Source organism: Halorubrum gandharaense, assembly GCF_054654575.1.
This window is the reverse complement of record NZ_BAAIET010000001.1, coordinates 1,110,647-1,133,755: the sequence shown is the minus strand read 5'-3', so window position 1 is coordinate 1,133,755 and position 23,109 is coordinate 1,110,647. Positions and strand designations below refer to the sequence as shown.

Annotated in this window: 23 protein-coding genes and 1 pseudogene; 20 read left to right on the top strand and 4 right to left on the bottom strand. The window is 69.9% G+C overall.

Annotated features, from left to right (window positions below; genetic code table 11):
* The first annotated feature begins 82 nt into the window (after positions 1–82).
* The 3 genes from ACYQ07_RS05345 (at position 83) to ACYQ07_RS05335 (ending at position 3,596) form a co-directional block, all read left to right on the top strand.
* The gene (locus tag ACYQ07_RS05345) at positions 83–298 is read left to right on the top strand and encodes a hypothetical protein (RefSeq protein WP_459878433.1); all 216 of its coding nucleotides are present in this window, start codon (positions 83–85) and stop codon (positions 296–298) included.
* 82 nt (positions 299–380) lie between these two features.
* Positions 381–1,766: a HEAT repeat domain-containing protein gene (locus ACYQ07_RS05340; RefSeq protein WP_459878430.1), complete on the top strand. Its 1,386-nt coding sequence runs from the start codon at positions 381–383 to the stop codon at positions 1,764–1,766.
* Positions 1,767–1,847: 81 nt separating this feature from the next.
* Positions 1,848–3,596 carry a phospholipase D-like domain-containing protein gene (locus ACYQ07_RS05335; protein ID WP_459878428.1) on the top strand — a complete coding sequence of 583 codons (1,749 nt, stop codon included), beginning with the start codon at positions 1,848–1,850 and terminating at the stop codon, positions 3,594–3,596.
* A 32-nt stretch (positions 3,597–3,628) separates the two neighbouring features.
* Here ACYQ07_RS05335 and han read toward each other — a convergent pair whose 3' ends face one another.
* Entirely contained in the window at positions 3,629–5,578 is a 1,950-nt protein-coding gene (han, locus tag ACYQ07_RS05330) for a Hef-associated nuclease (RefSeq protein ID WP_459878425.1), read from the bottom strand.
* A 131-nt stretch (positions 5,579–5,709) separates the two neighbouring features.
* Between han and ACYQ07_RS05325 the strand changes: the two are divergent.
* The 11 genes and pseudogenes from ACYQ07_RS05325 to ACYQ07_RS05275 form a co-directional block, all read left to right on the top strand.
* A pseudogene (locus ACYQ07_RS05325) lies at positions 5,710–6,189 on the top strand (JAB/MPN domain protein-containing protein); the annotation flags it as partial.
* Between the two features lie 170 nt (positions 6,190–6,359).
* Positions 6,360–6,815: an FAD synthase family protein gene (locus ACYQ07_RS05320; RefSeq protein ID WP_459878422.1), complete on the top strand. Its 456-nt coding sequence runs from the start codon at positions 6,360–6,362 to the stop codon at positions 6,813–6,815.
* Positions 6,816–6,899: 84 nt separating this feature from the next.
* On the top strand, positions 6,900–8,303 hold the full coding sequence (locus ACYQ07_RS05315) for a heme o synthase (RefSeq protein ID WP_459878419.1): 1,404 nt from the start codon (positions 6,900–6,902) through the stop codon (positions 8,301–8,303).
* 11 nt (positions 8,304–8,314) lie between these two features.
* On the top strand, positions 8,315–9,016 hold the full coding sequence (locus ACYQ07_RS05310) for a DUF7546 family protein (protein WP_459878416.1): 702 nt from the start codon (positions 8,315–8,317) through the stop codon (positions 9,014–9,016).
* 765 nt (positions 9,017–9,781) lie between these two features.
* Entirely contained in the window at positions 9,782–10,018 is a 237-nt protein-coding gene (locus tag ACYQ07_RS05305) for an Rdx family protein (RefSeq protein ID WP_459878413.1), read from the top strand.
* 116 nt (positions 10,019–10,134) lie between these two features.
* Positions 10,135–11,199: an ABC transporter ATP-binding protein gene (locus ACYQ07_RS05300; RefSeq protein WP_459878411.1), complete on the top strand. Its 1,065-nt coding sequence runs from the start codon at positions 10,135–10,137 to the stop codon at positions 11,197–11,199.
* Positions 11,196–11,951, top strand: a complete 756-nt coding sequence (locus ACYQ07_RS05295) for an ABC transporter permease (protein ID WP_459878407.1) — start codon at positions 11,196–11,198, stop codon at positions 11,949–11,951. The genes ACYQ07_RS05300 and ACYQ07_RS05295 overlap by 4 nt, the downstream gene beginning before the upstream one ends.
* A gap of 74 nt (positions 11,952–12,025) precedes the next feature.
* Positions 12,026–12,670 carry a bifunctional 4-hydroxy-2-oxoglutarate aldolase/2-dehydro-3-deoxy-phosphogluconate aldolase gene (locus ACYQ07_RS05290; RefSeq protein WP_459878404.1) on the top strand — a complete coding sequence of 215 codons (645 nt, stop codon included), beginning with the start codon at positions 12,026–12,028 and terminating at the stop codon, positions 12,668–12,670.
* Between the two features lie 75 nt (positions 12,671–12,745).
* On the top strand, positions 12,746–13,525 hold the full coding sequence (locus tag ACYQ07_RS05285) for an ArsR/SmtB family transcription factor (RefSeq protein ID WP_459878400.1): 780 nt from the start codon (positions 12,746–12,748) through the stop codon (positions 13,523–13,525).
* A gap of 81 nt (positions 13,526–13,606) precedes the next feature.
* Positions 13,607–14,104 carry a bifunctional nuclease family protein gene (locus ACYQ07_RS05280; protein ID WP_459878397.1) on the top strand — a complete coding sequence of 166 codons (498 nt, stop codon included), beginning with the start codon at positions 13,607–13,609 and terminating at the stop codon, positions 14,102–14,104.
* 63 nt (positions 14,105–14,167) lie between these two features.
* Positions 14,168–14,671 (top strand): acyl-CoA thioesterase, encoded by a 504-nt coding sequence (locus ACYQ07_RS05275; RefSeq protein WP_459878394.1) that lies wholly within the window; start codon positions 14,168–14,170, stop codon positions 14,669–14,671.
* Positions 14,672–14,700: 29 nt separating this feature from the next.
* On the opposite strand, the gene ACYQ07_RS05270 is transcribed toward ACYQ07_RS05275, so the two are convergent.
* Together ACYQ07_RS05270 and ACYQ07_RS05265 are read right to left on the bottom strand one after the other, a co-directional pair.
* Positions 14,701–15,207 (bottom strand): GIY-YIG nuclease family protein, encoded by a 507-nt coding sequence (locus ACYQ07_RS05270; protein ID WP_459878392.1) that lies wholly within the window; start codon positions 15,205–15,207, stop codon positions 14,701–14,703.
* Entirely contained in the window at positions 15,204–15,752 is a 549-nt protein-coding gene (locus ACYQ07_RS05265; RefSeq protein ID WP_459878389.1) for a DUF393 domain-containing protein, read from the bottom strand. Before ACYQ07_RS05265 ends, ACYQ07_RS05270 begins: the two co-directional genes overlap by 4 nt.
* A 102-nt stretch (positions 15,753–15,854) precedes the next feature.
* Between ACYQ07_RS05265 and ACYQ07_RS05260 the strand changes: the two genes are divergently transcribed.
* The 6 genes from ACYQ07_RS05260 to ACYQ07_RS05235 all read left to right on the top strand — a co-directional run bounded on the left by ACYQ07_RS05260 (position 15,855) and on the right by ACYQ07_RS05235 (position 21,818).
* Entirely contained in the window at positions 15,855–16,760 is a 906-nt protein-coding gene (locus ACYQ07_RS05260; RefSeq protein ID WP_459878386.1) for an NOP5/NOP56 family protein, read from the top strand.
* A complete protein-coding gene (locus tag ACYQ07_RS05255; protein WP_459878383.1) occupies positions 16,757–17,410 on the top strand; it encodes a fibrillarin-like rRNA/tRNA 2'-O-methyltransferase in 654 nt (217 codons plus the stop codon). Before ACYQ07_RS05260 ends, ACYQ07_RS05255 begins: the two co-directional genes overlap by 4 nt.
* A 648-nt stretch (positions 17,411–18,058) precedes the next feature.
* Positions 18,059–18,289, top strand: coding sequence for an antitoxin VapB family protein (locus ACYQ07_RS05250; protein ID WP_459878380.1), 231 nt, complete (start codon positions 18,059–18,061; stop codon positions 18,287–18,289).
* Between the two features lie 195 nt (positions 18,290–18,484).
* The gene (locus tag ACYQ07_RS05245) at positions 18,485–19,249 is read left to right on the top strand and encodes a geranylgeranylglyceryl/heptaprenylglyceryl phosphate synthase (protein ID WP_459878378.1); all 765 of its coding nucleotides are present in this window, start codon (positions 18,485–18,487) and stop codon (positions 19,247–19,249) included.
* 504 nt (positions 19,250–19,753) lie between these two features.
* Complete coding sequence (cysS, locus tag ACYQ07_RS05240) at positions 19,754–21,229, top strand: cysteine--tRNA ligase (RefSeq protein ID WP_459878375.1); 1,476 nt, start codon at positions 19,754–19,756, stop codon at positions 21,227–21,229.
* A 73-nt stretch (positions 21,230–21,302) separates the two neighbouring features.
* On the top strand, positions 21,303–21,818 hold the full coding sequence (locus ACYQ07_RS05235; protein WP_459878372.1) for a DUF2062 domain-containing protein: 516 nt from the start codon (positions 21,303–21,305) through the stop codon (positions 21,816–21,818).
* A 25-nt stretch (positions 21,819–21,843) separates the two neighbouring features.
* On the opposite strand, the gene ACYQ07_RS05230 is transcribed toward ACYQ07_RS05235, so the two are convergent.
* Complete coding sequence (locus tag ACYQ07_RS05230) at positions 21,844–23,055, bottom strand: iron-containing alcohol dehydrogenase family protein (protein ID WP_459878369.1); 1,212 nt, start codon at positions 23,053–23,055, stop codon at positions 21,844–21,846.
* Positions 23,056–23,109 lie beyond the last annotated feature (54 nt).

The window sequence follows — 23,109 nt, the reverse complement described above, 5'->3', positions numbered from 1 at the left end:
GATAAAGCGACGGGGGAGTGGCCGTCGGATTCAATTTCGTTGGCCCCTTTACCGCCATTATGACCCGCATGAGGGCGCACACGTGACGGTCGATCCACCGAGCGTCGACCGAACGTTCGACGAACCGGCAGCGCCCGCCGAGCTCGGCGTGACCGCCGCTGACCTCGACCGCGAGTGGGTGATCGGAGAGGCAGCCGCCGTCTTCGGATTGACGACCAAAGAGGCGGAGAAGTGGGTGAACGAGGACGGCGTCGTCGCCGTCTACGCCCGGATACAGGAACACTGGGACGCCCTGTGAACTGGCGTCGGTGTCGCCCCTCGCCGGCGACACGCGCGCGAAGGGAAACGCCTTAATGGAACACGCGCGCAGTTTCGGGTATATGAGCAACGGCGATGACCCGGCCGACGCCCCCGAGGAGGACACGGCCGCGGAGGAACCGGAGGAGGCCGTCGAGGCGGAGGAGACGGAGGAGTCGGCGGAGTCTGAGGAGACCGCCGCACCCGCCCGCCCCGACGAGGCGACCGAGGAGTCCCTGAACAAGTATCTCGACGAGATCGCCGAGCTGCTCGACGGCGCCGAGACGGAGGCGGACCTCGACGACGTGGACGCGCTGCTGGACGACGCGGAGGACGCCCTTGAGGGCGCCGATCTTCCGGAGCCGGACGAGGACGACGAGGACGCCGAGGACCCCCGGGCCGACCTCGAATCCCGTATTTCGGAGCTTCGTGAGACCGTCGAAAGCGAGCGCGGCCCCTACGGCGAGGATGTCGTCGAGGCCGTCGAGTCGGCGATCGCCACGGTCGAGGAGACGGAGTGGACGGAGCGCGGCGTGACGGACGTGGCCGAAGCGACCGACGCTTTCTCCACGAGCGCGGCCGAGGCGACCGACGCCATCGACGTGGATTACGACCCCGAGGACGACGACGTGGAGTCCGTCGTCGCTGCGTTGGAGGCCGTCGCCGAGGCGGTGTCGGGCGCCGGGCTCGACCCCGACGCGGACGCCGACGAGCTCGCCGCGCTCGTCGAGGCGACCGACGCGCTCACGGACGCGCTGGAGGCCGCCGAGGAGTGGGACGACCTCGAAACCAACGAACAGCTGCAGGCGCAGGGGTTCTACGACGTGCTCGGCCACTACAAGGACTACCCGCCGGAGTGGTCGGCCCTGAAAGAGCACACCCAGCGCGGCAACGTCGACATGGTGCTGCTCGCGCTCGACTCGCTCGGCTCGGAGTTCATGGAGCGCCACGCGCTGGAGGCGCTGGAGGCGATGGGCAAACGCGGCAAGACCGAGGAGTCGCTGGAGGTCCTGCTTGGCCGCGCGGGCAAGCGCGACCAGCCCGCGATCCGCATCCTCGGCAAGATGGCCGCCGAGGAGGCAACGGAGACGCTCGTCGACTACGCCGACGAGGACTCGAACCCGCAGCTCCAGAAGGTCACCTTCCGCGCGCTCGGCGAGATCGGTGACGCCGACGCCGTCCAGCCGCTCGCGAACAAACTCGCAATGGAGAACGACGAGGTTCGGCCGCTCGCCGCCCGCGCGCTCGGCCTGATCGGCGATACCCGCGCGGTCGACCCGCTCGCGGATGCCCTCGCGAACGACGAGTCCGACGACGTTCGTGCGGCCGCCGGCTGGGCGCTCCGCCAGATCGGCACCCGCGAGGCGCTGGAGACCGTCGCGGAATACGCCGACGAACACTCCTTTATCGTCGGGACGGAAGGCGAGAAGGCCGCCGCCGCGCTCGACGACGCCGCCCCGACCGCGTAAGTCGAGTACTACACACGCTTTTGAGACGCAGCCACTTCTCACAGGCTCACCTTTATCAGCGATAGCGCGGCCAAACCCGCCGTGCCATCCGGCTCCTCGCGACGTGACGAAACCCGCACGCGGCCGAACACGCGACGGCCACGGTTCCTCGTCATCGCCCGACTCCTCCTGATCGGCGTCGCAACGCTGACGGTCGCGCTGGTGTGTGCCGTCGCCATCTCGGCGACGATTGCGAGCGCGACCTCGGGAGCCGAAACGGGTGCGGCCGGGGGGACTCCCGCGGACACTCCCGCCGACGCGACCGGTGCGATCGCCGGCGTCGTCGAGCTCTATCCGAATCCGACGACGGAGGGAAACCGTGGCGAGTATCTGGTCGTCCATCTCCCCGTCGCAGGTGACTGGACCCTGTGGGACGGCTATCACGAGGCGACGATCCCGGCGAACGTCACCGGAACGGTGGCACTCTCGGCGGACCCGGAGCTGACTGCGGGGAAACTGGGTCACGGCGAGCGGGACGACGCCGCGGTGGCCGGTCCACATCCACCGCCGGTCCACGAGCTCGACGACCACTTTCCGCTCTCGGCGACCGGCGACCGCATCGAGCTGCGCTACGCGGGCGAGCCCGTGGACACGGTAGCCTACGACCGAGTTCGAGATGGGTGGCGATGGCGTGCGGGGTGGGGGGAGTGGCGTCCGGACGGCTACGTGCCACGGTCGCCGCGTTCGGTCGAGTCGATCCCCGTTAAGCCGTTCCTCCTGCCCGACAGTCCGGACGTGCCGGTCGCGCCGATCGACACGGCGACCGACCGGGTGTTCGTGGCCGCCTACACGCTGGAGTCGGAGCGCGTCGCCGACGCGCTGGTCGCGGCCGCCGAGCGCGGGGCGACGGTCCGCGTGGTGGTGGAGGGGACGCCGGTCGGTGGATTCTCCGAGCGAGGTGCCGTCGTCGGCGACCGGCTCGACGCTGCCGGCGTGGAGGTTCGGGTGCTCGACGGCGACCCCGACCGGTTCCGGTTTCACCACGCGAAGTACGCGGTGGCGGACGACCAAGCAGTCGTGCTCACCGAGAACTGGAAGCGGTCGGGAACGGGTGGACGCTCGAACCGGGGGTGGGGGGTCGCGGTCGACGACTCCCGGGCGGCCGACGACCTCGCCGCGCTCTACCGTGACGACGCCGCCGCGGACGACGCCGTGGCCTGGGCCGACTATCGGGCGGACGCCGACGTTCACGAGAGCGGCGCCGCGAATGGCAGCTACCCGACGCGGTTCGAGCCGCCCGCACCCGACCCTGACGGGAACGTGAGCCTCCTGACGGCACCCGGCAACGCCGAGGACGGGATCGTGAACCGGATCGACGCCGCGGACGACCGCGCGCTCGCCGTCGTGCCCCGAACGGACGGCCCTGACGGGCGGATCGTCCGTGCACTCCGACGGGCTGCCGAGCGCGGCGTCGACGCGCGACTGCTGGTCTCCGGCGAGTGGTACGACCGCGAGGAGAACCAGGAACTCGCGACAGCCCTCGCGGACGACCCGCTCGCGGTGTCGTTGGCCGAGCCGCGGGGACGCTACGGGACGCTTCACGCGAAAGGCGTCGTTGCCGACGACGTGGCCGTCGTTGGAAGTCTCAACTGGAACGAGCAGGCGGCAACCGAGAACCGGGAGGTGCTTCTCGCGGTCGAGAGCGCACGAGTCGCGGACTTTCTCGCACGGGCGTACGCGGCCGACTGGCGCGGCGGTGGCGTTCACCTGCCGATCGGGCTCCTGTTCGCGCTCGGAGTTGTCGTCGCCGGCGCCGGCGTCGTCGCTCGCCGGGAGGTGGAGTTCGCGTAGGAAACGGGAAACCGCGGCAGCGGTCCGCCTGCTCAGTCGTCGTCGATGGCGACCGTCGAGGAGAGCGCCTCGTCGATCTCCGCGTCGGCCATCTTCTCGACCAGCGACTCGATCACCGCGCTACGACGGCCCTTCACGAACTTGATGGAGCCGACCACGAGGTGGCCGCCACCCGAGACGCCGGCTTCGGGCAGCTCCTCGTTGAGCTCGGTGACCATGTTCGGGATGTCGAGCCGGACGCCGTCAGACCGAAGCACGGAGAAGTCGGGGCCGTAGCCGATGGTGATGACGGGGTCGCCCGTCTCCTGCACCTTGGTGTCGTGGAGTTCGCCGGTCGTCTTCCCCGGTGCGGGGTAGGTGAACCGGTGGGCGTACTCGTCGAGGTCGATCCGGTAAAGGTGTGCGCCCGAGGCGAGTCGCTCGTGTTCGACGTGTTCGGAGACGGCCTCCAGCTGGCGGTCGACGTCGCGCTCGGCGCGCTCGGCGAGGAACTCGACGAGCTCCGCGTGGCGCTGCTCGTCGTCACAGCCGACGTTGAGCGCGTCGTTGACGAGGGTCTTCCCCTCGGAGTAGCGCAGCCAGTGGGCGGCGTAGTCGAGCGCCTCCCCGATGTCGAGGAGGTCGTCCTTGCCGTAGCCCGCCTCGTCTGCGAGCGCGATGTAGTCGTCCATCGCCTCCGCCTTCGAGCGGTCGGAGAGTCCGGCGACCGCCGGGACGTGCTCCAGATCGCCCGTAATGGAGGGGTCGATGAGCCGGGCGAGTTCGACACACATCATCCCGGTGGTGATCCGGTAGTCCTCGTCGTGGAGGTACGGGTTGACGTGGGCGTCCAGCAGCGGATCGACGGCCTCCGGGTCCGGATGGTGGTGGTCGACGACCGCGATGGGGATGTCGTAGTGTGCGAGGTTCTCGTAGGCGGGTACGTCCTCCTCGGTCGACCCGTTGTCGAGCATGAGGAGGAACGGGAGCTTCTGGCCGTGGCGCGCACGGCCCTCAAGCGCGAAGTTGAGGTCCCGAGTCACGTCCTCCATCTCGTAGTACGGCGCCTTGCTCGGCAGCCGCTTGAAGAGGTGCATCGGCGCGTTCGGGTCCTCGTTCACGTCGCGGACGAAGTTCTCCATCGCGAGTTGGACCGGAATCGCGGCGCACATCCCGTCGCCGTCGGCGTGGTGGCGGACGCGGATCGGGCGGCCGGAGAGGACGGTTCGGCGGAGCAGGCGCGCGAGGTCACGCAGATCCTCGTGGATCGACTCGAACTCCTCCCACTCGACGAGCGGGTCGAGGTCGGCGGGCTCGGCGCGCTCGTCCAGTGCGTCCTCGAAGCGCTCGCGGGCATCCTCGGCGCGCTCGCCGTCCAGTCGCTTCAGCGAGTCGACCTCCAGCTGGAGGGCGTCCTCGCGCGTCTCGACCGTCCCGGCGACGTGGACCATGTCGCCCACCTCGATCTCGGGGTACGCCCGGACGCCGGCCTCCTCGAAGGCGGCACAGGAGACGATCCCGGAGGCGTCCGCGACGCCGAAGATGGTCGGGCCGCCGGTCTGTTTGGCCTGCACGACTTCGCCCTCGACGGTCACCGTATCACCGGGCGATATCCCGCGGATCCGCGATATTTCGGGCTCGTGCTCGACGGTTTCGGTGGTGTAGTCGTCGGGCGTCTCGTCGTCGAACGCCACGTCGCCGTTCTCCTTCACCTCGGTGAGTCGGACGATCAGCTTGTCGCCGACCTCGTACTCGCCGTCGAGGTTGGACTCGTGGACGAGTCCGGACAGCGAGTCGGAGAGGTCGACGAAGACGCCGTAGTCGACGACGCCGTTCACCGTCGCGTGGTACAGCTCGTCGACGGCGGCGTCCTCGAGCGTGCAGTCGGGTGCCAGGTCGTAGACGACCGTTCGGTCGTCGGTCGTCCCCTCGGCCTCGTCGGCGTCGGGTTCGGGACTCGAATCGTCCCGCGTGCCGGAATCCCCGGCGGAAGGTTCACTCATGTGTGACGTTTCGCGCGTGAGCGGTGTTAAGGCTGTTCTATCGTGCCCGCCGGCGCCGTCGACGGCCGCACATGGGGATGGACGCGTCCATCCGGAATCCCTTTGAGGCGACGGCGACTTCGTTCGGGTATATGCGCCTGTTCCGGTCGGACGAACTCCTCGGGATCGCTCGGGAGACGATGGAGTTCATCCTCGAGGCCAGCGAGGAGACCCACCCCAACGAGTACATGGGGTTCCTCCGTGCGGACGACGCGCGGAAGCTCGACATCGACCGGGATGGGCAGGTGATCACCGACGTGCTCGTGATCCCGGGAACGGAGTCGAATCCGGTGAGCGCCAGCGTGCGCTCACACATGAAGCCGAACGACATGCGCTCGGTGGGGTCGGTCCACTCGCACCCGAACGGCGCGCTCCGGCCGAGTTCCGCCGACCTCGCCACCTTCGGACAGGGGGAGGTCCACATCATCGCCGGCGCCCCCTACGGCTGGAGCGACTGGAAGGCGTTCGACAATCAGGGCGAGCCGACCACGCTGGAGGTGCTCGACGTGGAGGTGCCCGACGAGCACTTCTTCCATTTCACTCAGGAGGACATCGACGCCGAACTCGTCGAGGACGGCTACGACCGCGGCGTCGTCCGTGAGGACCCCGACCGGGAGGGCGTGACGTTCCCGGGCGACGAGCGCTTTGGGGGGCCGAACCAGGGGGACCAACGGGGCGACCGGGACGACAGCGGCGACGGTGAGGACGACGACCGCGGCGGCTTCCTCTCGTGGCTCCGGCGATGACGCGGGTCGTCGCGCAGGGCACCTTCGACCTGCTCCACCCGGGACACGTCCACTATCTGGAGGACGCTGCCACCTACGGCGACGAGCTCCACGTGATCGTCGCCCGCGGAGCGAACGTCACCCACAAGGAGCCGCCGATCCTCTCGGACCGCCAGCGCCGCGACATGGTCGCCGCACTCGACGCCGTCGACGAGGCCCACCTCGGCCACGAGTCGGACATCTTCGTCCCGATAGAGGAGATCGAACCGGACACGATCGTGCTCGGCTACGACCAACATCACGACGCCGACGCCATCGCCGCGGCGCTCGCCGAGCGCGGTATCGACTGCACCGTCGAGCGCGCCTCGGGACGCCAGGCGCGTCACGACGACGAGCTGCTCTCGACGGGCGACATCGTCCACCGGATCCTCGAACGGCGAGGGCGGCGCGAGGCGGACGGCGGCGAGGTCTGATCAGACGCCAAAAGCCGACGACCGGTTCCGACATCGCGGGAGGAAGCGCGGCACCTATATGCACCCCTTCCCAAGGCTCCGTCAGTGTCAGTTTCCGACCGCTTCCCGGCGCTGCTCGCGGCGACGGCGATGGGCGTGTATCTCCTGCTCATCGTCGGAGCGGCGACCTCCGTCACCGAGGCGACGGCGGCCTGCACCGCCTGGCCCGCCTGCGGAGACGGGCTCTCGCTCCCGACTGAGAGCGCGGGCTGGGTCGCGCTCGGCCACCGGGTGCTCGCGGTCGTCGTCGGACTCCTCGTGCTTGCCAGCACCGCGTTGGCGTTCCGTCGCTCCGAGAGCCGTCGGGTTCGCGGTGCGCTCGCGGTCGCGCTGCTGCTGTACCCCGCGCAGGCCGGACTCGGCGCGCTGGTCGCCGTCGGCTCGGCGTCCGCGACCGCCGGTCTCGTTCACCTACTCGTCGGCGTCGTCATCTTCGGCGGCACGCTCGCCGCGCTCGCGTGGTGGCTGGAGGCGGAGACCGGCTCCGCCGACGACGCCCCCGAGGAGTTCGAGCCCGGCACGGACCACCTCCCGCCGGTCGAGGACGCGCCTGAGCCCGATATTCCCACCGCGACCCTCCCACGGATCCGGGCGACCGCCGGCGCCTACTTCCGGCTGATGAAGCCGCGGCTGATGTGGCTGCTCTGTCTGGTCGCCGCCGCCGCGATGGCGCTCGCAGGAGGGGCCGGATTCACGCCGTACACCGTCGCGGCCACGCTGGTCGGCGGGTCGCTCGCCATCGGCGCGTCCGGGACGTTCAACCACGTACTCGAACGCGACGTGGACAAGCGGATGCAGCGCACCAGCGACCGCCCGCTGGCGACGGACCTCGTGCCGCTGTGGAACGCCGTCGCGTTCGGCCTCCTGCTGGCGGCCCTCTCGCTCGGGCTGTTCTGGACGATCAACCCCCTGACGGCGGCGCTCGGACTCGCCGCCATCCTGTTTTATAGCGTCGTGTACACGCTCATCCTGAAGCCCAACACGGTCCAGAACACCGTGCTCGGCGGTGCGGCCGGCGCGCTCCCCGCGCTCATCGGCTGGGCCGCGGTGACAGGCGAAATCGGCGGCGGCGGGCTCCTGCTCGCGCTGGTGATCTTCCTGTGGACGCCCGCGCACTTCTACAACCTCGCGTTGGCGTACAAGTCCGACTACGAGCGCGGCGGCTTCCCGATGATGCCCGTCGTCCACGGCGAGACGGCGACCCGCCGGCACATCGTCTGGTACCTCGGCGCGACGCTGGTCGCGGCCGCGGTGTTGGCGCTCGTCGCCGACCCGCTCGGCGGGCTCTACGCGACGGTGGCGGTCATTCTCGGCGGGGTCTTCCTGTGGGCCGTCATTCGGCTCCACTACGAGCGCGACGAGTCGGCGGCGTTCCGGGCGTTCCACGCCTCGAACGCCTACCTCGGCTGCCTGCTGTTCGCGGTCGTGTTCGACGCGCTGTGGTTCTGAGGTGACACACGATGACCGAGAGTCCCACCGCCGGCTCCGACGGCTCGTCCGCGCTCGCCGCGCTCCGCGAGCGTGCGCCCTCGAAACGCACCCTTGCGTGGGCCGCGCTGATCGCGAACACGCAGCTCGTGCTGGTGGTCGCCTACTACGGCTACCTCGGGTCGTTCCCCACGACGCCCCGATACGTCTTCTACGGGCTGGTGTGGCTGAACGTCGGCGGACTCGTGCTCTGGCGGGTGCGCCCGCCGGCCGGCTACGACTTCCGAACCCGACGGCGAGCGCTGGGGATCGCCGCCACCTACTTCGCGGTGCTCGTCTTTCTCGCGGGGCTCGTCTCCACGGGCGTCCCCGAGCGCGCCGTCGACCTCCGGGTGGCGTGGCTTCCCCCCGGATGGGGACCGACGGTCGTCTGGGCGAGCGAGTACCTGACGCTCGTCTTAGTGCCCGCCTACCTGATCGGCTACCTCGCGCTCGCGAAGCTGGTGTACATCACCGTGCTGGAGGCGTCGGGGTCGGTCGTCGCCGGCGTGCTCGGGCTGTTCTCCTGTCTCTCCTGTACGCTCCCGGTCCTCGCGCTCGTCGCCTCCGCGCTGTTCGGCGGCGGGAGCATTCTCGCGGCCACCGCGCTCGACGCCTCCTACGACCTCTCGACGCTCGTGTTCGTCGTGACGGTCGGACTGCTGTACTGGCGGCCCGGATTCGGGCGGTTCTGAGAGGGCCGGCTCCGTTGAACCCGGTTCTTCAGAGGCGAAATGGACGGACCAGCCGGTCGATGGGAGTGCTTGTTGAGCGATATCGGGAGTGGGTATTTCAATCGGCGTCATCGGTGAGTGCTTATAAACGGTGATGGGTGAATTCCGCTGCTTCCTTATAAACCCGGACTGCGGTCGGCGCGCGCGAGGAACGCGCGCGAGGGAGGCGGCGGGCCGCCGCGGAGCGGTCCCGCGGCGGCCCGCCCGCCGAGGCTGGGGAGGGCTGAGGCTGCGGTGCTGTGCGGGGCGGGGTGGGACTCAACGGGGCAGCCGGCTCCGGGAAGACGGACGACGCAAGCACCGCAGCGGGCGGTGCCGAGAGCAAGGAGCGCAGCGAGTCCCTCGACCGGAGCCGGCTGGGGCTTTGGAGGTGTCCGTCACCAGCGTAGCACCTGCAACTCACCGACCCTACACTCCTTATAAACCATCCACATCACCACCACCAACCCGCTTATAAACACCACACCCACTCACGTAATAGACGTACTCCCGAGGTCACTCACCGAGGATCCTGTATAGACCACAGCCGAGTCAACGTTCGTCACCTGCTGAGGGTTTCAACGGCGCCGTGCCACCTTTTAAGAGGCGGACCGCCGGCGCCCGCCGCCCGCTTGAACCGGCCCGGAGCGCGGCGTCCGCGACGGCGATCGCGTCCGCGACCCCGCCTCCACACAGGGCAGTACCGGGAGCCGGCCTTTTAACCGCATCCGCGCCAACGATTCGCATATGACGCGAGTCGAAGTCGAGTACTGCGTGCCGTGTGGGATGTTGAATCGTGCGCAAGACGTCGCCGGCGCCGTCCTCGAACAGTTCGGCGAGGGCATCGACGAGGTCGCGCTCGTGACGGGCGACGACGGCGTGTTCGTCGTCCGCGTCGACGACGAGGTCGTCTTCGACAAGACCGAGGACGACTACGACGTGGACGCGATCGTCCGTGCCGTGAAGCCGTCCGTCGGCGCGTAAACCGGCGACCGCGTGCCGGTGCCGCCGACTCCGGAACGCCCCTGATCCGGCTCCCGGTCGGCGAGGAGTTCGGCCGAAAAGCAACCCTTAGGCCGGACGCCCCCGGAGTCGGGGACATGAACGAGACGGCGGCCGCGGACGCGGCCGTGACGGACGGGGGCGGCGAAGCCGCGGGCGGCACGGACGACGCCGGGGCGGCGGCCGACGGCGACACGCCCCCCGCCGTCGTCGCGCGCGACGTGCGGAAGGCGTACGGCGACGTGGTCGCGCTCGACGGCGCAGAGCTGACCGTCGAGGCGGGAGAGGTGTTCGGCCTCATCGGCCCGAACGGCGCCGGGAAAACGACGCTCGTCCGCGCGCTCACGGGGACCACCGAGATCGAGGGGGAGGTGTCGGTGTTCGGGGCCGCCCCGGACGCCGTCGACCCCGCACGGATCGGGCTGCTCCCGCAGTCGTTCGGCCCGCCCGACCGGCTGACCGCCCGCGAGCTGGTCGACTACTACGGCGGCCTCTACGACGAGGCGCGCGACACGGACGCGGTCCTCGACGACGTGGGGCTGGCCGACGACGCCGACGCGTGGTACGAGACGCTCTCGGGGGGACAGAAGCGCCGCGCCTGCGTGGCGACGGCGCTGGTCAACGACCCGGACCTGCTGTTTCTCGACGAGCCGACGACCGGCATCGACCCCGCGGGTCGCCGGTCGCTCCACCGGCTGATCGAGGGGCTCGCGGCGTCGGGGACGACCGTTTTCCTCACCAGCCACGCGATGGACGAGGTGGAGCGGCTGGCCGACCGCGTCGCGCTCCTGCGTGACGGCGCGGTGGTTGCGGTCGGCGACCCCGACGCGTTGGTCGACGAGCACGGCGGCGACCCCCGATTGGAAGTGACGCTCGATGCGGCGCTGGACGACTCCACGCTCGATGCCGTGCGTGAGGCGGCGAGCGTCGAGGTGACGACGACTGAGGGCGGGATCCGGTTCGCGGACATTCGGCCGGAGGGGATCGCCGACGCGGTGTCGGCGCTGGAGGCGGCCGGCGTCACCTTCGAGTCGCTTACCTGGACGGAACCCTCGATGGAGGACGTGTACCTCCGTCTTACCGGCGAAACGTACTCTCCCCGGGGCGACGACGAGACGGTTGGGATCGGCGCCCCGGACACCGAGGAGGAGCACGACCGATGAGCCGCCTCGGGCGGATCCGCGCGGAGACGCGGGCGGCCGCGCTGTCGTTCCTCCGCCGGCGGACGGCAGTGTTCTTCACGTTCTTCTTCCCCGTCATCCTCGTCATCATCTTCGGCGCGCTGGTGCGGACCCAGCCGACCGGCGGCGGCCTCTTCGCGGAGCCCGCCGGCTACTACCTGCCCGGGTATCTCGCGGTCGTCGTGCTCTTTACCCCCCTCTCGCGTGTCGGCTCGGAGATCGCGCGTCACCGCGAGGGCGGCCGGTTCGAGAAGCTCGCCACGACGCCGCTCACGCGGGTCGAGTGGCTGGTCGCGCACACGCTCGTGAACGTCGGGATCATCGGTGCCGCGAGCCTGCTGATCTTCGGGCTCGTGCTGGCGGTGACGGACGCGACGGTCGTCGTCTCGCCCGCGCTCGCCGTGCTTCCCGTTTTCGTCGCCGTGGGCGTCGCGCTGTTTTGCGGGTTCGGTGCGATCCTCGGCGCACTCGCCGACTCGCAGGACGGCGTGATCGCCGCCAGCAACACGGTGGCGCTGCCGTTGTTGTTCCTCTCGGAAACGTTCGTGCCACCGGAATTGCTGCCCGGGTGGTTCCTCCCGGCCGTTGCCGCCTCGCCGCTCACCTACTTCGCGCGGGGCACGCGAGCGATCACCTACGACGGCGGCCCCTGGCTCGGCGACCTCCTCGTGTTGTCGGCGCTCGCCGTCGGCTTCCTCGCGGCGGGGGCGTACGCGCTCCCCCGGACGGACTGATCGCGACTCGGTCGGTCGAGCGAGACGCCTCCGACGCCACATGGGTTTAAGTATTCACTCGGCAACGAGTGAGTATGGACGACACCCTGTCTCGGATCGAGGAGAGCGGCGTCGTCGCCGTGCTCCGCGGCGTCGAAGCCGACCAGCTGATCGGCATCGCCGACGCGCTCCGCGAGGGAGGCGTCACCGCGATCGAGATCACGGCTGACACCCCGAACGTCGGCGACCTGCTGTCGGACGTGACCGGCTCGTTCGACGACAGTGAGGTCGTCGTCGGCACGGGGACGGTGCTCGATTCGGAGACCGCCCGGACCACGCTGATGGCCGGCGCGGAGTTCGTGGTCTCGCCGAGCCTGCACGAGGACGTGATCGAGACGTGTAACCGGTACGGCGCCGTCTCCGCACCGGGCGTGATGACGCCCACGGAGGCGGTGCGGGGGTACGAGGCTGGCGCCGACTTCGTGAAGGTGTTTCCCGCCTCGACGGTGGGACCGGGCCACCTCGCGGCGATGAAGGGGCCGCTCGGGCAGATCCCGATGATGCCGACCGGCGGCGTCGGGCCGGACAACGCCGCCGATTTCGTCGAGGCCGGCGCGTTCGCGGTGGGCGCCGGCGGCGCGCTCGTCGACTACGAGGCCGCCGCGCGCGGCGACTTCGAGACGATCACCGAGACCGCACGGGAGTTCTCTCGGGTAGTCGAGACGGCACGCGAGGACTGACTCGGGCAACCGCTGACGCGCTCGGCACCTCCGTCACCCAACAGATTTGTATCCTCCGACCTCCCAGACACCGATATGTCCCGGCTGTTGCCCTCCCCGCCGGATCTGACGCCCGACGACCGCGACCCGAGGGTCGTGGGCGTCGACGACGACGAGGCGGACGACCTCATCGCGGCGCTTGGCTCCGAAACCGCACGCAACGTCCTGACGACGCTCCACGAGGAGCCGGCGACCACCTCGGAGATCGCCGACGAGCTCAACACCTCGCTGCAGAACGTCCAGTACCATCTCGGGAAGCTCACGGACGCCGACCTCGTGGACGTGGTGGACACCGCCTACTCCGAGAAGGGGCGCGAGATGAACGTGTACGCGCCCGCCGACGAGCCGCTGGTGCTGTTCGCCGGCGGCTCCACCTCCTCGGGCGGGATCCGCACGGCGCTCAAGCGGTTGCTCGGCGGGTACGCGGTGTTGGGGCTGGCCGCGCTCGCCGCCCAGCGCCTCCTGAGCGTGGCAGCCCCTGACGGGACGACGGGCGCGGACGGCTACGCCGTGGAACAGGGGGGCGACGACGCGGCCGACGGGCCGACGGTGGCGGAGGACGACGTGGCGGACGCCGATGCCGACGCGACCGGGGAGGCCGTCGAGGCGGAGACGCCCGCCGCGGAGACCGACGACGCCGACGCGGACGGCTTCGAGGTGAGCTTCGACGGCGACGCCGCCGAGCGCGCCGACATGGCCGCGGAGTACGCGCTCTCGCTCGTGGAGCCCGGCGTCGTCTTCTTCCTCGGCGCCGGGCTCGTGTTCACGCTCGCGTGGGTCTACTGGTACCGGAGCGAGTGGCGGGAACTGCGGTAGTCACCCGCGGGAACTGCAGTAGCCCGACGCGAGGGAGCGGGCCGGGGATAGCTATTCAAGCCACGCCGTCCATCGGCGAGTATGGAACACGAAGCCGAGGTCGTTGGGGTCGGCGCCGGCTCCGCGCCCGGCGGCGACGTCCCCGCGGTCGTCCTTTCCGCGCGCGGCGAGTACGTCCCCATCTTCGTCAGCGGCGACCAGGCGCGCTCCATCGGCCTCGTCCTGGAGGGCGAGCCGTTCGAGCGCCCGCTCACCCACGACCTGCTGTTGGAGGTGGTGACTGAGTTCGGCGGCGCCGTCGACCGCGTGCGGATCGACGACCTCACCGACGGCACCTTCTACGCGAAGATCGACGCCCAGCGCTACGAGGACGGCCGGCCGAAGGAGTTCGTCTTCGACGCGCGCCCCTCCGACGCGCTCGCGCTCGCCGTTCGGGTCGAGTGTCCCATCGTCGTCACCGACGAGGTGATCGACGAAGCGGGTCGACCGCAGGACGCCGTCTCGTTCGGCGGCGACCGGGAACGGCCGGAAGACCGACGGGACGACCGGCAGGACGACCGGGATCCGCCCGAGGGGTAGCGGAAAACGGGGATCCCCGTCCCGCATCGTCACGGCTTAAACGCCGGCGCGCACAGACCGCGTATGGCCGAACCCGCCAGCGGTCGAGACGAGACCGCCAGCCTCGCGGCGTCGTACACAGAGATGACCGAGCTGTTGCTCCCGAACGACACGAACAACCTCGGGCGCGCGCTGGGTGGTTCGGTGCTCCACTGGATGGACATCTGTGGCGCCATCGCGGGGATGCGCTTCGCCAGCAAGCAGGTGGTCACCGCCTCGATGGACCACGTCGACTTCATCTCCAGCATCGAAGTCGGCGAGGTGGTCGTCGTCGAAGGGTACGTGTTCAACACCGGTCGCACCAGTCTGGACGTGAAAGTCGACGTGCGCGCGGAAAACCCCAAAACCGGCGAGGAGCGCCGAACGACCACTTCCTTCTTCACGTTCGTCGCGCTCGACGAGTCCGGCAAGCCGAGCGAGGTGCCCGATCTCGAATGCCCAACTGACAGCGAAGCGGCGCTTCGCGACGAGGCGATCACCGGTCGGCGCGAGCAGCTTCGGGACGTAGTCGAGCGGTACGACCTGTAGCGCGCTCGGCGAACGCACGGCACCCCTTTTCACTCCGTCCGAGACGGGGCGCTCGCCCCCTCGTGTGCCTGCGCGACCTGCTCACGGAGCGTCGCGACGACAGCACCGGTATCGGCGGTGCCGTCCGCATCCTCGCCGCTCGCAGCCGCGTCCCCCGTAGCCGCGTCACCCGCAGCCGCCTCGACGCCGGCGAGATGCGAGCGGCAGTCGCAGTCGGAGGCGCCGAACTCCGCGACAGGCCCCTCCGGGAGGCGTCCGGCGACCGCACACTCCACGTCGAGCTCGTCGGTGGTCACGACGCCGCGGATACGGGTCGCCGGATGGCCGAGCAGGTAGTCGACGTGCCAGTGGCGCACGTCGTGCTCGCCGGCGGCCACGCGACGGTGGCGGTCCACACGCGAGAAGCCGCCGCTGCCGAGCGCGCTGCCGGTGTAGGCGTATGCGCCGGCGGGGAAGCGACATTCGCCGAGCGCGCCGACGGTGACGGTCGCGGGCTCGGGCAGCTCGACCAGCAGGGTGTAGGTGCCGCCGGTCACGGCGACGGGTCCTCCCCATTCTCGGAACCGCCCGCATCCTTCGGCGGAGCCGGCGGGTCGCTCGCGGCCGCGCGGAGGTCACCGAGGAGTTCCCGCGCATCCGCCGCCAGCGAATACGCCTCGTGGTAGTCGTCCGGGTCGCGGTCCCGTCCCGAGAGCGTCCCGACGACGCTCGCGATCCGGTCGTAGTTGTCGCGAACGAGCCCGCCGACGATTCCCGGGGTGCCGGCGCGCTCGGCGAGCTCCTCGGCGGCGGCGCGACCCGCGTACACCCGGGACTCGGCCGGGTCGACGAACACCATCGCGAAGGGGCGCGCGCCGAACTGCGCGTCGAGGAAGGGCCCGACCGGGTCGGCGTCCCAGGGCACTGCGACCACTCCATCCAGCCGACGGAGTGCGACGGCCGCCACCGAGCAGTACGGACAGTCGCCGTCGAAGATCAGGACGGGCGCGCCGGCCTCGGAGTCGGAATCCGAATCCGTGTCCGGCGCCGAGTCCGCACCCGAACCCGCGTCCGGCGTCGTTTCCGAGTCTGCACGTTTCATGCTCGAAATTGGAACTCCCGAGGTTTAAACGAGCGGCTCCGTGGATCGGAATCTCATCCGCGGACCGATAGCTTCCTTTTGCCGGAGCCGGAAGACGGGTGCATGAACGACGGATGGTTCGTCGGTGCGGACGCCGACGACCCCGAGACGGGAGCGACGCGGGTTCGCGAGGGGAGCGCCGAGTCGCCGGCCGACTGGCCCGCGCGGGCCGTGGACGCCGGCTTCGCCGACGACGAGGACGACTACTACGACGCCCTCAAGGCGGCGACGACGGCCGCGACCGGCGCGGCGGTCGCCGAGCGCGAACGCGCGGACGACCAACAGCTCATCCACGCCGTGCGGGCCCGCGACGACTGCGAGCGCACCGCCAACGAGCTGGCCGAGCGAGCGACGGAGTGGGCCGGGAGCCTCTTTGCGGACGCCGAGCCCGGCATCGAAGGTGCGCGCGCAATCGCGGAGCGCGAGCCCGAAGGGGACGCCGAGCGCCGTGCCGTTTCGCTGGCGTCACGGGCGGCGTCGCTCGCGGACGAGCGCGACGAGCTGGCCGCCTACGTCGAGCGTACGGCGCCCGCGGTGGCGCCGAACCTGTCGGCGATGGCGGGCGCGGACCTCGCCGCGCGGCTGATCGAGCTGGCGGGCGGGCTGGAGTCGCTGGCGAAGAAGCCCTCCGGAACCGTGCAGGTGCTCGGCGCGGAGGACGCGCTGTTCGCGCACCTCACCGGCGGGGCGCCCTCGCCGAAACACGGGGTCATCTTCACGCACGAGTTCGTCCGAGGAACGCGTCCCGAGGACCGCGGCTCCGCCGCGCGGGCGTTCGCCGGCAAGCTGACGCTCGCCGCGCGCGTCGACCACTACTCGGGCGAGTTCAAACAGGAACTCCACGACGACCTCGCAGACCGGATGGCGACCATCCGGGCGCGGGCGGAGGACGGTGAGGCGGAAGGGGATGGGGGAGCGGATGGCGGTGCGGATGCGGCTGCCGACGAAACCGGAGGTGACGACGCATGAGCGAGACCTCCGTCGAAGACGCCGACCTCCCCGCGGGCGTCGAGCGCCGCGAAATCGGCGGCGAGACGCGCCTCGCGACCCGCGGCGAGCCGGTGTACGGCGAGCCGACCGACGGTGAGTGGCGCGCGTGGGACCCCGAGCGCTCGAAGCTCGGCGGGATGTTCGAGCTGGGCTTCGACACCGGGCTCTCCGGCGGCGAGACGGTGCTGTACCTCGGTGCTGCGGCGGGGACGACCGTGAGCCACGTCGCGGACTTCGCCGGGCCGACGTACGCCGTCGAGTTCGCGCCGCGGCCCGCCCGCGACCTGCTGGACGCCGCGGAGAGCCGCAACCGACTGTTCCCGCTGTTGAAGGACGCGCGGAAACCGGACACGTACGCGCACGTCGTGGAGGCCGGCGTCGACGTCATCGTGCAGGACGTGGCGACCCGCGGGCAGGCCGACGTGGCGGTCCGCAACGCGGAGTTCCTCGCGGACGACGGCCGGCTCCTGCTGGCGGTGAAGGCGCGAAGCGAGGACGTGACTGCCGATCCCGACGACGTGTTCGAGCGCGTCCGCGACCAGCTGCGGGGCACCTACGAGGTGCTGGAGACGCGTCGGCTCGACCGGTTCCACGAGGACCATCTCGGCGTGGTGGCGACGCCGAAGTAGGGCAGGTGAGGACGAAGTAGGCCGGGCGGTGAGACCTGTTTGTTGATTGATCTCGGGAGTGGATGTTTCAGATCGACGCCGGTGATGTAGTATATAAACGGTCGATAGAGGCAGCGACGCCTCCCTTATAAACGAGGTTGCGGTGCGGTGGCGCGCCCGGCGAGCGCCCAACGGGCGCTCGTCGGCGCGCGAGGGACGCCGCGAGCGGAGCGAGCGGCGAGGCTGGGGAGGTCTGAGGCGCGGGTGCGGTGCCGTGCGGGGTGGGGCTCAAAGGGGCAGCCGGCTCCGGGAAGACGGGCGACGCAAGCACCGCAGCGGGCGGTGCTGAGAGCGAGGAGCGCAGCGAGCCCCTCGACCGGAGCCGGCTGGGGCTTTGCAGGCGGTCCTCACCGGCGAACTCCCGACGACTCACCGATCATTCACACCTTATAAACGAAGTACGACACCATCTACGACCTACTTATAAACGCCACATCCGATCACGTGATACACCCACTCCCGAGGTCGAACAACAGGATCTCCCAACCGGCTGTACTGACCACATGGGAGACAAGCGTATCACGCGCTAAGGGTTTCAACAGAGCCACGCGGTTGGAAGGCCCGTCCGGCTCCGGTTTTATATGCGAATACGTCCAACGATCGTTCGTAATGACGAGGAAAACGGTCCCACTCGACGAGGAAGCCTACAATCGGCTCACGGCTCACAAACGGGCGGGAGAGTCGTTTTCCGATGTCGTCAAGCGGCTCACCGATGAGCGCTCGTGGACGGAGGTCGCCGGCGTCCTTTCACAGACGGAGGCCGACACGCTGGAGGACGCCGTCGAGGCTGGTCGGGAGCGGAGTACCTCCGTCCAACGGGACTCTCGAAGTGACGGATGATCGGGTGCCTTCGTCCGATATAGACGTTCTGTGCGGCGATCCTCGCGTAGTCTTCGAATACAGCGGCCGCAACGCGGAAGCGCACTGAGCGCTCGCCGGCGCGTCTCCGTGCGTTCGGTGCTTTCCCGTGCTTCCCCGAGCGCACGCCGTCGCACATCGTGGAGTATATACCCCACATCCCGGGTAGTAGCGGGTATGACGCGACTCGACTGGGAGGAGGTCTCCCACATCACCAAGGTCGACCCGGCCAAGGAGCTGCCGGGCGACCTCGGGGTGCTCGACGCGACCGACCTCGTGATGGTCGGCGGCTCCGACGCCGTCACCGCCGACAACACCGCCGCCGCGATCCGCGCGATCCGCGACGCGTTTCCCGACATGGGCGTGATACAGGAGCCGTATCGCTCCGAGCACGTCTCGCGGGAGACGGTCGAACTCGCGGACGCCGTCGGACTGGCTGCGGTGTTCAACGGCGACCGCGACCACTTCGTCGGCAAGCACCTCGACCACTTCGCGCACCTCGCGAGCAAGCCCGACGACGTGATCGGGTCGAGCGTTCCGCTCGTGGGCGACCTGGTCTCCTCGAAGGCGCGCTCGGCGGTCGGCGACGTGGCCGACAAGATGGTCGGCGAGGGGTACGTGATCCAGAATCTCGACTCGAAGGCCGCCAAGCGGACGGGTGTGGAGGCGGCGTTCTCGCCCGAGGAGGTCGCGGGCGCCGCGCTCGCCGCCGAGTCGTTCTACGGCTTCCCCGTCTTCTACGTGGAGTACTCCGGCACCTACGGCGGCCCCGAGGACGTGGCTGCCGCGGCGGAGTACCTGGACGAGACGCAGTTGGTGTACGGCGGCGGGATCCGGTCGGGCGAGCAGAGCCGGGAGATTCTGGAGGCCGGCGCCGACGCCATCGTCGTCGGTGACTGCTTCCACGACGACCCCGAGCGATATCGGGAGACCGCCTTATAAGGGGTTGGTGTGAAGGGTGGCGAGGAGACGGCGGTTTACGTGGTTCGTGGAGTGTGCACGACGACAAACCCCTCCAAAGCCCCAGCCGACTCCTTATAAGCGGTTGGTGAGGTGAGCACGACGGTAGACACCTCCAAAGCCCCAGCCAGCGAGAACTCGCGCGGCTCGCTGCGCGCTCAAAAGGGCCTCTCCGCACCGCCCGGCCCTTTTGAGTGCTTGCGTCGCCGTGCTTCGTCCTCGCCGGCTGCCCCTTTGAGTCCCACCCGCACCGCACAGCACCGCACCCGCACCTCACGCCTCCCCAGCCTCGGCGGAGAGCGCGCCGGCGGACTGCACCGCACACGCCGGCGCGCTCCCGCCTCCCTCGCGCTCCGGCTCGCGCCCAGTGGGCGCTCGCCGGGCGCGCCGGGTGGATGGTGGCGTGGTCGGGACGCCGCTTGCTCGACTGTCGAGCCACTCCCCGTTTCGACGGTTTAAAAGTCCGTCCGCGGCTACGGAACTCCAATGAGCCTCGTCGTAACCGACACTCTGTCGGACGAGCGCGTGGAGTTCACGGCCGACGGCGACGTGACGCTGTACGTCTGTGGGCTGACCGTGTCGGACGACCCCCATCTCGGCCACGCTCGGCTCTGGTTCCACGCAGACGTGGTCCACCGGTGGCTGGAGCATCTGGGCTACGACGTGCGCCACGTCGAGAACGTGACGGACGTCAACGAGAAGATCACGGCCCGTGTCGGCGAGCGCGACGACTGGGACGCCGAGCGCGACGTGGCCGAGACGTTCACGGCCGAGGTGTTCGAGTCGATGCGCGGACTGAACCTCAAACGCGCCGAGGTGTATCCCCGCGTCACCGAACACGTCCCCGAGATCGTCGAGCTGGTGGAGACGCTCGTCGAGAAGGGGTACGCCTACGAGTCGAAGGGCTCCGTCTACTTCGACGTGACCTGCTTCGACGACTACGGCGCCCTCTCGAACCAGCAGGTTGAGGACCTGGAGGCACAGGGCGAGGCGGACGAGCGCTCCGAGAAGCGCAACCCGGCCGACTTCGCGCTGTGGAAGGCCGGCGGCGTGAGCGAGACGGCTGCACGAGAGCACGCCAAACACGACCACGGCGCGGAGACGCCGTCGGGCGAGACCTGGGACTCCCCGTGGAGCGAGGGTCGACCGGGCTGGCACGTGGAGTGCTCGGCCATGTCGACGACGCACCTCGGCGACACGCTCGACATCCACATGGGTGGCCGCGACCTGGTCTTCCCCCATCACGAAAACGAGATCGCCCAGTCGGAGGCGGCCACCGGCGACGAGTTCGCCCGCCACTGGCTCCATGTCGGCCTCCTCTCGATGGAGGGCGAGAAGATGTCGTCGTCGATCGGCAACTTCTGGACGGTGCCGGACGCCCTCGAGGAGCTCGGCGTCAACGTCGTCCGGACGTTCTACGCCGGCGCGGGCTACCGCTCCGAGCAGGCGCTCACCGAGGAGACGATGGCGGAGGCAAAGGAGCGCTGGGATCGCCTCTCACGCACCTACGAGCGCGCCGTCGACGCGCTCGACTCGACGGACGCCCACACGAAGGCGACCGACGAGGCGCTCCGTGTGGGCGTCGAGGAGACCCGCGAGAACTTCGCCGCGGCGATGAACGACGACTTCAATCTGCGTGAGGCGACGACCGCCCTCCTCGATCTCACCGATGCGGTAAATCGCCATGTGGACGCCGCGGACGACTACGACTACCGCGGACTCCGACGCGCGGTCGAGACGTTCGAGACGCTGGGCGGTGACGTGCTCGGCCTCCAGTTCGGTGCCGAGACGGACGGCGAGGTGGAGCTTGCCGGCGAGCTCGTCGAACTCGTGCTCTCACTGCGCGAGGAGGCTCGCGAGGCGGGCGAGTACGAGCGCGCCGACGAGCTCCGCGACGCGCTCTCCGAGGTGGGCGTCGAGGTCGAGGACAGCCCGGACGGCGCCACGTACCGGTTTGAGTAGTTCGAGAAAACGCCGAACGGAGCGACCACATCCGTCGACAGCTACTTTCCTCGTGGCGGGCTACCAGTTCTCAATGATCGTGAGTCGGATGGAGGCGTGGGCCGCCCGTGCGAAGGAGGGGATTCAGCGCTCGTTCGCGGAGGAACACAGCTCCCGCGAGACCGCCGGCAGCTTCGCGCTGGGCGTCTTCATCACGATGCTGCCAACGCTGGGGACCGGGCTTGCCGTCTTCGTCGTGCTCGCCTGGCTGTTCGACCGGATCAATAAGGTGGCGATTTTCGCCTCCGTCATCGTGTTCAATCCGGTGGTGAAGTGGGGAGTTTACGCCGCGAGCTTCACGCTTGGGGTCTTCCTCCTCGGCCCCGTCGAGGGCGTCTCGGCCACCCAGGTGTCGCTGTCGGCCGGTCCGGAGATCGTCGCCCGGCTGCTCGTGGGCAACCTGATCCTCGCGGTCGTCGCCGCCGTGCCGAGCTACGTCATCTGTCTCCGGCTGGTGGACGCCTATCAGGCCCGACAGGTGGTCGAGACGTTAGAGGAGGTCGTCGACCCCGAGGGCGTCGAGGCGACCGGGGGAGCCGACGGCGACTAAGACCGCCCCGAAGCTGTGGACCCCCTCACTCGTCCCCGAGCGGTTCCGCCAGCACTTCCCGCAGATCTGCGCGCACGTCCCGCGGGTTCGTCACCAGTCGCCGCTCCTGTACCAGCGTGTTCTCGACGAGCGCGTCGATGTCGTCCGGGCCGAGCCCGAAGGCCTCCATCGACGCCGGCAGCCCCACGGAATCCCGGAGCCGCACACACTCGTCGATCAGGTCGGCGGCGGCCGCCGCGTCGTGCTCGGCGGTCGAGATGCCCAGCCACCGGGCGACGGCCGCGTACTCCTCGCCCCGTGCCGGAAGATTGTACCGGAGCCCCGGCTCCAGCGAGACCGCGAGACACGCGCCGTGTGGACGGTCGACCATCCCGCCCACGGAACTCGCGAGCGCGTGGACTGCCCCGAGCCCGGACAGCGAGAAGGCCGCACCCGCGAGGTGCGATCCGAGACTCAACCGCCGGCGAGCCTCCCGGTCGTCGCCGTTCACGACGGCGCGCTCCAGCGACCCGTGCACCAGCCGGAGCGCGCGGGCGGACAGTGCCCGGGAGACGGGGTTCGCCCCCTGATACGTGATGGGCCGTTCGTCGACCCACCGGTAGTCTCGGGCGGTGAGCGACTCCAGCGCGTGGACGAACGCGTCGAACCCGGAGTGGCGCGTCACGCTCGCGGGCAGCCCGAACGTGAGCGTCGGGTCAACGAGCGCGCAGTCGGGCCGGAGCCGCTCGTCGCTCACCCCGCGTTTGACGCCGTCGTGGCTCACGACCGCAGTCTGGGTCGCCTGTGATCCCGTTCCGCTGGTAGTGGGAACGGCCACGAGTGGCAGCGTCGGCCCCGGAAGCGTGTCGACGCCGATGTAGTCGCCGGCGCTCCCGCCGTGTGCCGCCACCGCCGACCCGAGTTTCGCCGTGTCGATGACGGAGCCGCCGCCGACCGCGACCACCCCGTCAGCGTCCCCGAGCGGCAGGTCGTCCACGTCCGCCGTCGACGGCTCCGTGGTCGCGAAGTGGCGCGTGGCGGGCCGGTTGAGGCCGCCGACCACACGATCGAGCACGCCGGCGTCGGCGACCCCCTCGTCGGTGACCACGAGAGGGCGTTCCACGCCGAAACGGTCCAGTTCCGCGGCCAGCTCGTCGGCGACACCGTCACCGAACCGGGTACGAACGGCGGCGAACGTCAGCGGGTCAGCGCCGACCGCGCCGCCGATCGGCGAGTCGGCCGGGTCGTAGCTGGTCATGCGATAGCCAACCACACCCGGCCACGTAAGGGCTCGCTCCCCGGCACGGCGTTC

Excerpts from the sequence above, each read along its gene's own strand:
- ACYQ07_RS05340 (WP_459878430.1), top strand. The coding sequence starts at position 381 with ATGAGCAACGGCGATGACCCGGCCGACGCCCCCGAGGAGGACACGGCC.
- han (WP_459878425.1), bottom strand. The coding sequence starts at position 5,578 with ATGAGTGAACCTTCCGCCGGGGATTCCGGCACGCGGGACGATTCGAGT.
- ACYQ07_RS05320 (WP_459878422.1), top strand. The coding sequence starts at position 6,360 with ATGACGCGGGTCGTCGCGCAGGGCACCTTCGACCTGCTCCACCCGGGA.
- ACYQ07_RS05310 (WP_459878416.1), top strand. The coding sequence starts at position 8,315 with ATGACCGAGAGTCCCACCGCCGGCTCCGACGGCTCGTCCGCGCTCGCC.
- ACYQ07_RS05305 (WP_459878413.1), top strand. The coding sequence starts at position 9,782 with ATGACGCGAGTCGAAGTCGAGTACTGCGTGCCGTGTGGGATGTTGAAT.
- ACYQ07_RS05300 (WP_459878411.1), top strand. The coding sequence starts at position 10,135 with ATGAACGAGACGGCGGCCGCGGACGCGGCCGTGACGGACGGGGGCGGC.
- ACYQ07_RS05295 (WP_459878407.1), top strand. The coding sequence starts at position 11,196 with ATGAGCCGCCTCGGGCGGATCCGCGCGGAGACGCGGGCGGCCGCGCTG.
- ACYQ07_RS05290 (WP_459878404.1), top strand. The coding sequence starts at position 12,026 with ATGGACGACACCCTGTCTCGGATCGAGGAGAGCGGCGTCGTCGCCGTG.
- ACYQ07_RS05285 (WP_459878400.1), top strand. The coding sequence starts at position 12,746 with ATGTCCCGGCTGTTGCCCTCCCCGCCGGATCTGACGCCCGACGACCGC.
- ACYQ07_RS05280 (WP_459878397.1), top strand. The coding sequence starts at position 13,607 with ATGGAACACGAAGCCGAGGTCGTTGGGGTCGGCGCCGGCTCCGCGCCC.
- ACYQ07_RS05275 (WP_459878394.1), top strand. The coding sequence starts at position 14,168 with ATGGCCGAACCCGCCAGCGGTCGAGACGAGACCGCCAGCCTCGCGGCG.
- ACYQ07_RS05265 (WP_459878389.1), bottom strand. The coding sequence starts at position 15,752 with ATGAAACGTGCAGACTCGGAAACGACGCCGGACGCGGGTTCGGGTGCG.
- ACYQ07_RS05260 (WP_459878386.1), top strand. The coding sequence starts at position 15,855 with ATGAACGACGGATGGTTCGTCGGTGCGGACGCCGACGACCCCGAGACG.
- ACYQ07_RS05255 (WP_459878383.1), top strand. The coding sequence starts at position 16,757 with ATGAGCGAGACCTCCGTCGAAGACGCCGACCTCCCCGCGGGCGTCGAG.
- ACYQ07_RS05250 (WP_459878380.1), top strand. The coding sequence starts at position 18,059 with ATGACGAGGAAAACGGTCCCACTCGACGAGGAAGCCTACAATCGGCTC.
- ACYQ07_RS05245 (WP_459878378.1), top strand. The coding sequence starts at position 18,485 with ATGACGCGACTCGACTGGGAGGAGGTCTCCCACATCACCAAGGTCGAC.
- cysS (WP_459878375.1), top strand. The coding sequence starts at position 19,754 with ATGAGCCTCGTCGTAACCGACACTCTGTCGGACGAGCGCGTGGAGTTC.
- ACYQ07_RS05235 (WP_459878372.1), top strand. The coding sequence starts at position 21,303 with ATGATCGTGAGTCGGATGGAGGCGTGGGCCGCCCGTGCGAAGGAGGGG.
- ACYQ07_RS05230 (WP_459878369.1), bottom strand. The coding sequence starts at position 23,055 with ATGACCAGCTACGACCCGGCCGACTCGCCGATCGGCGGCGCGGTCGGC.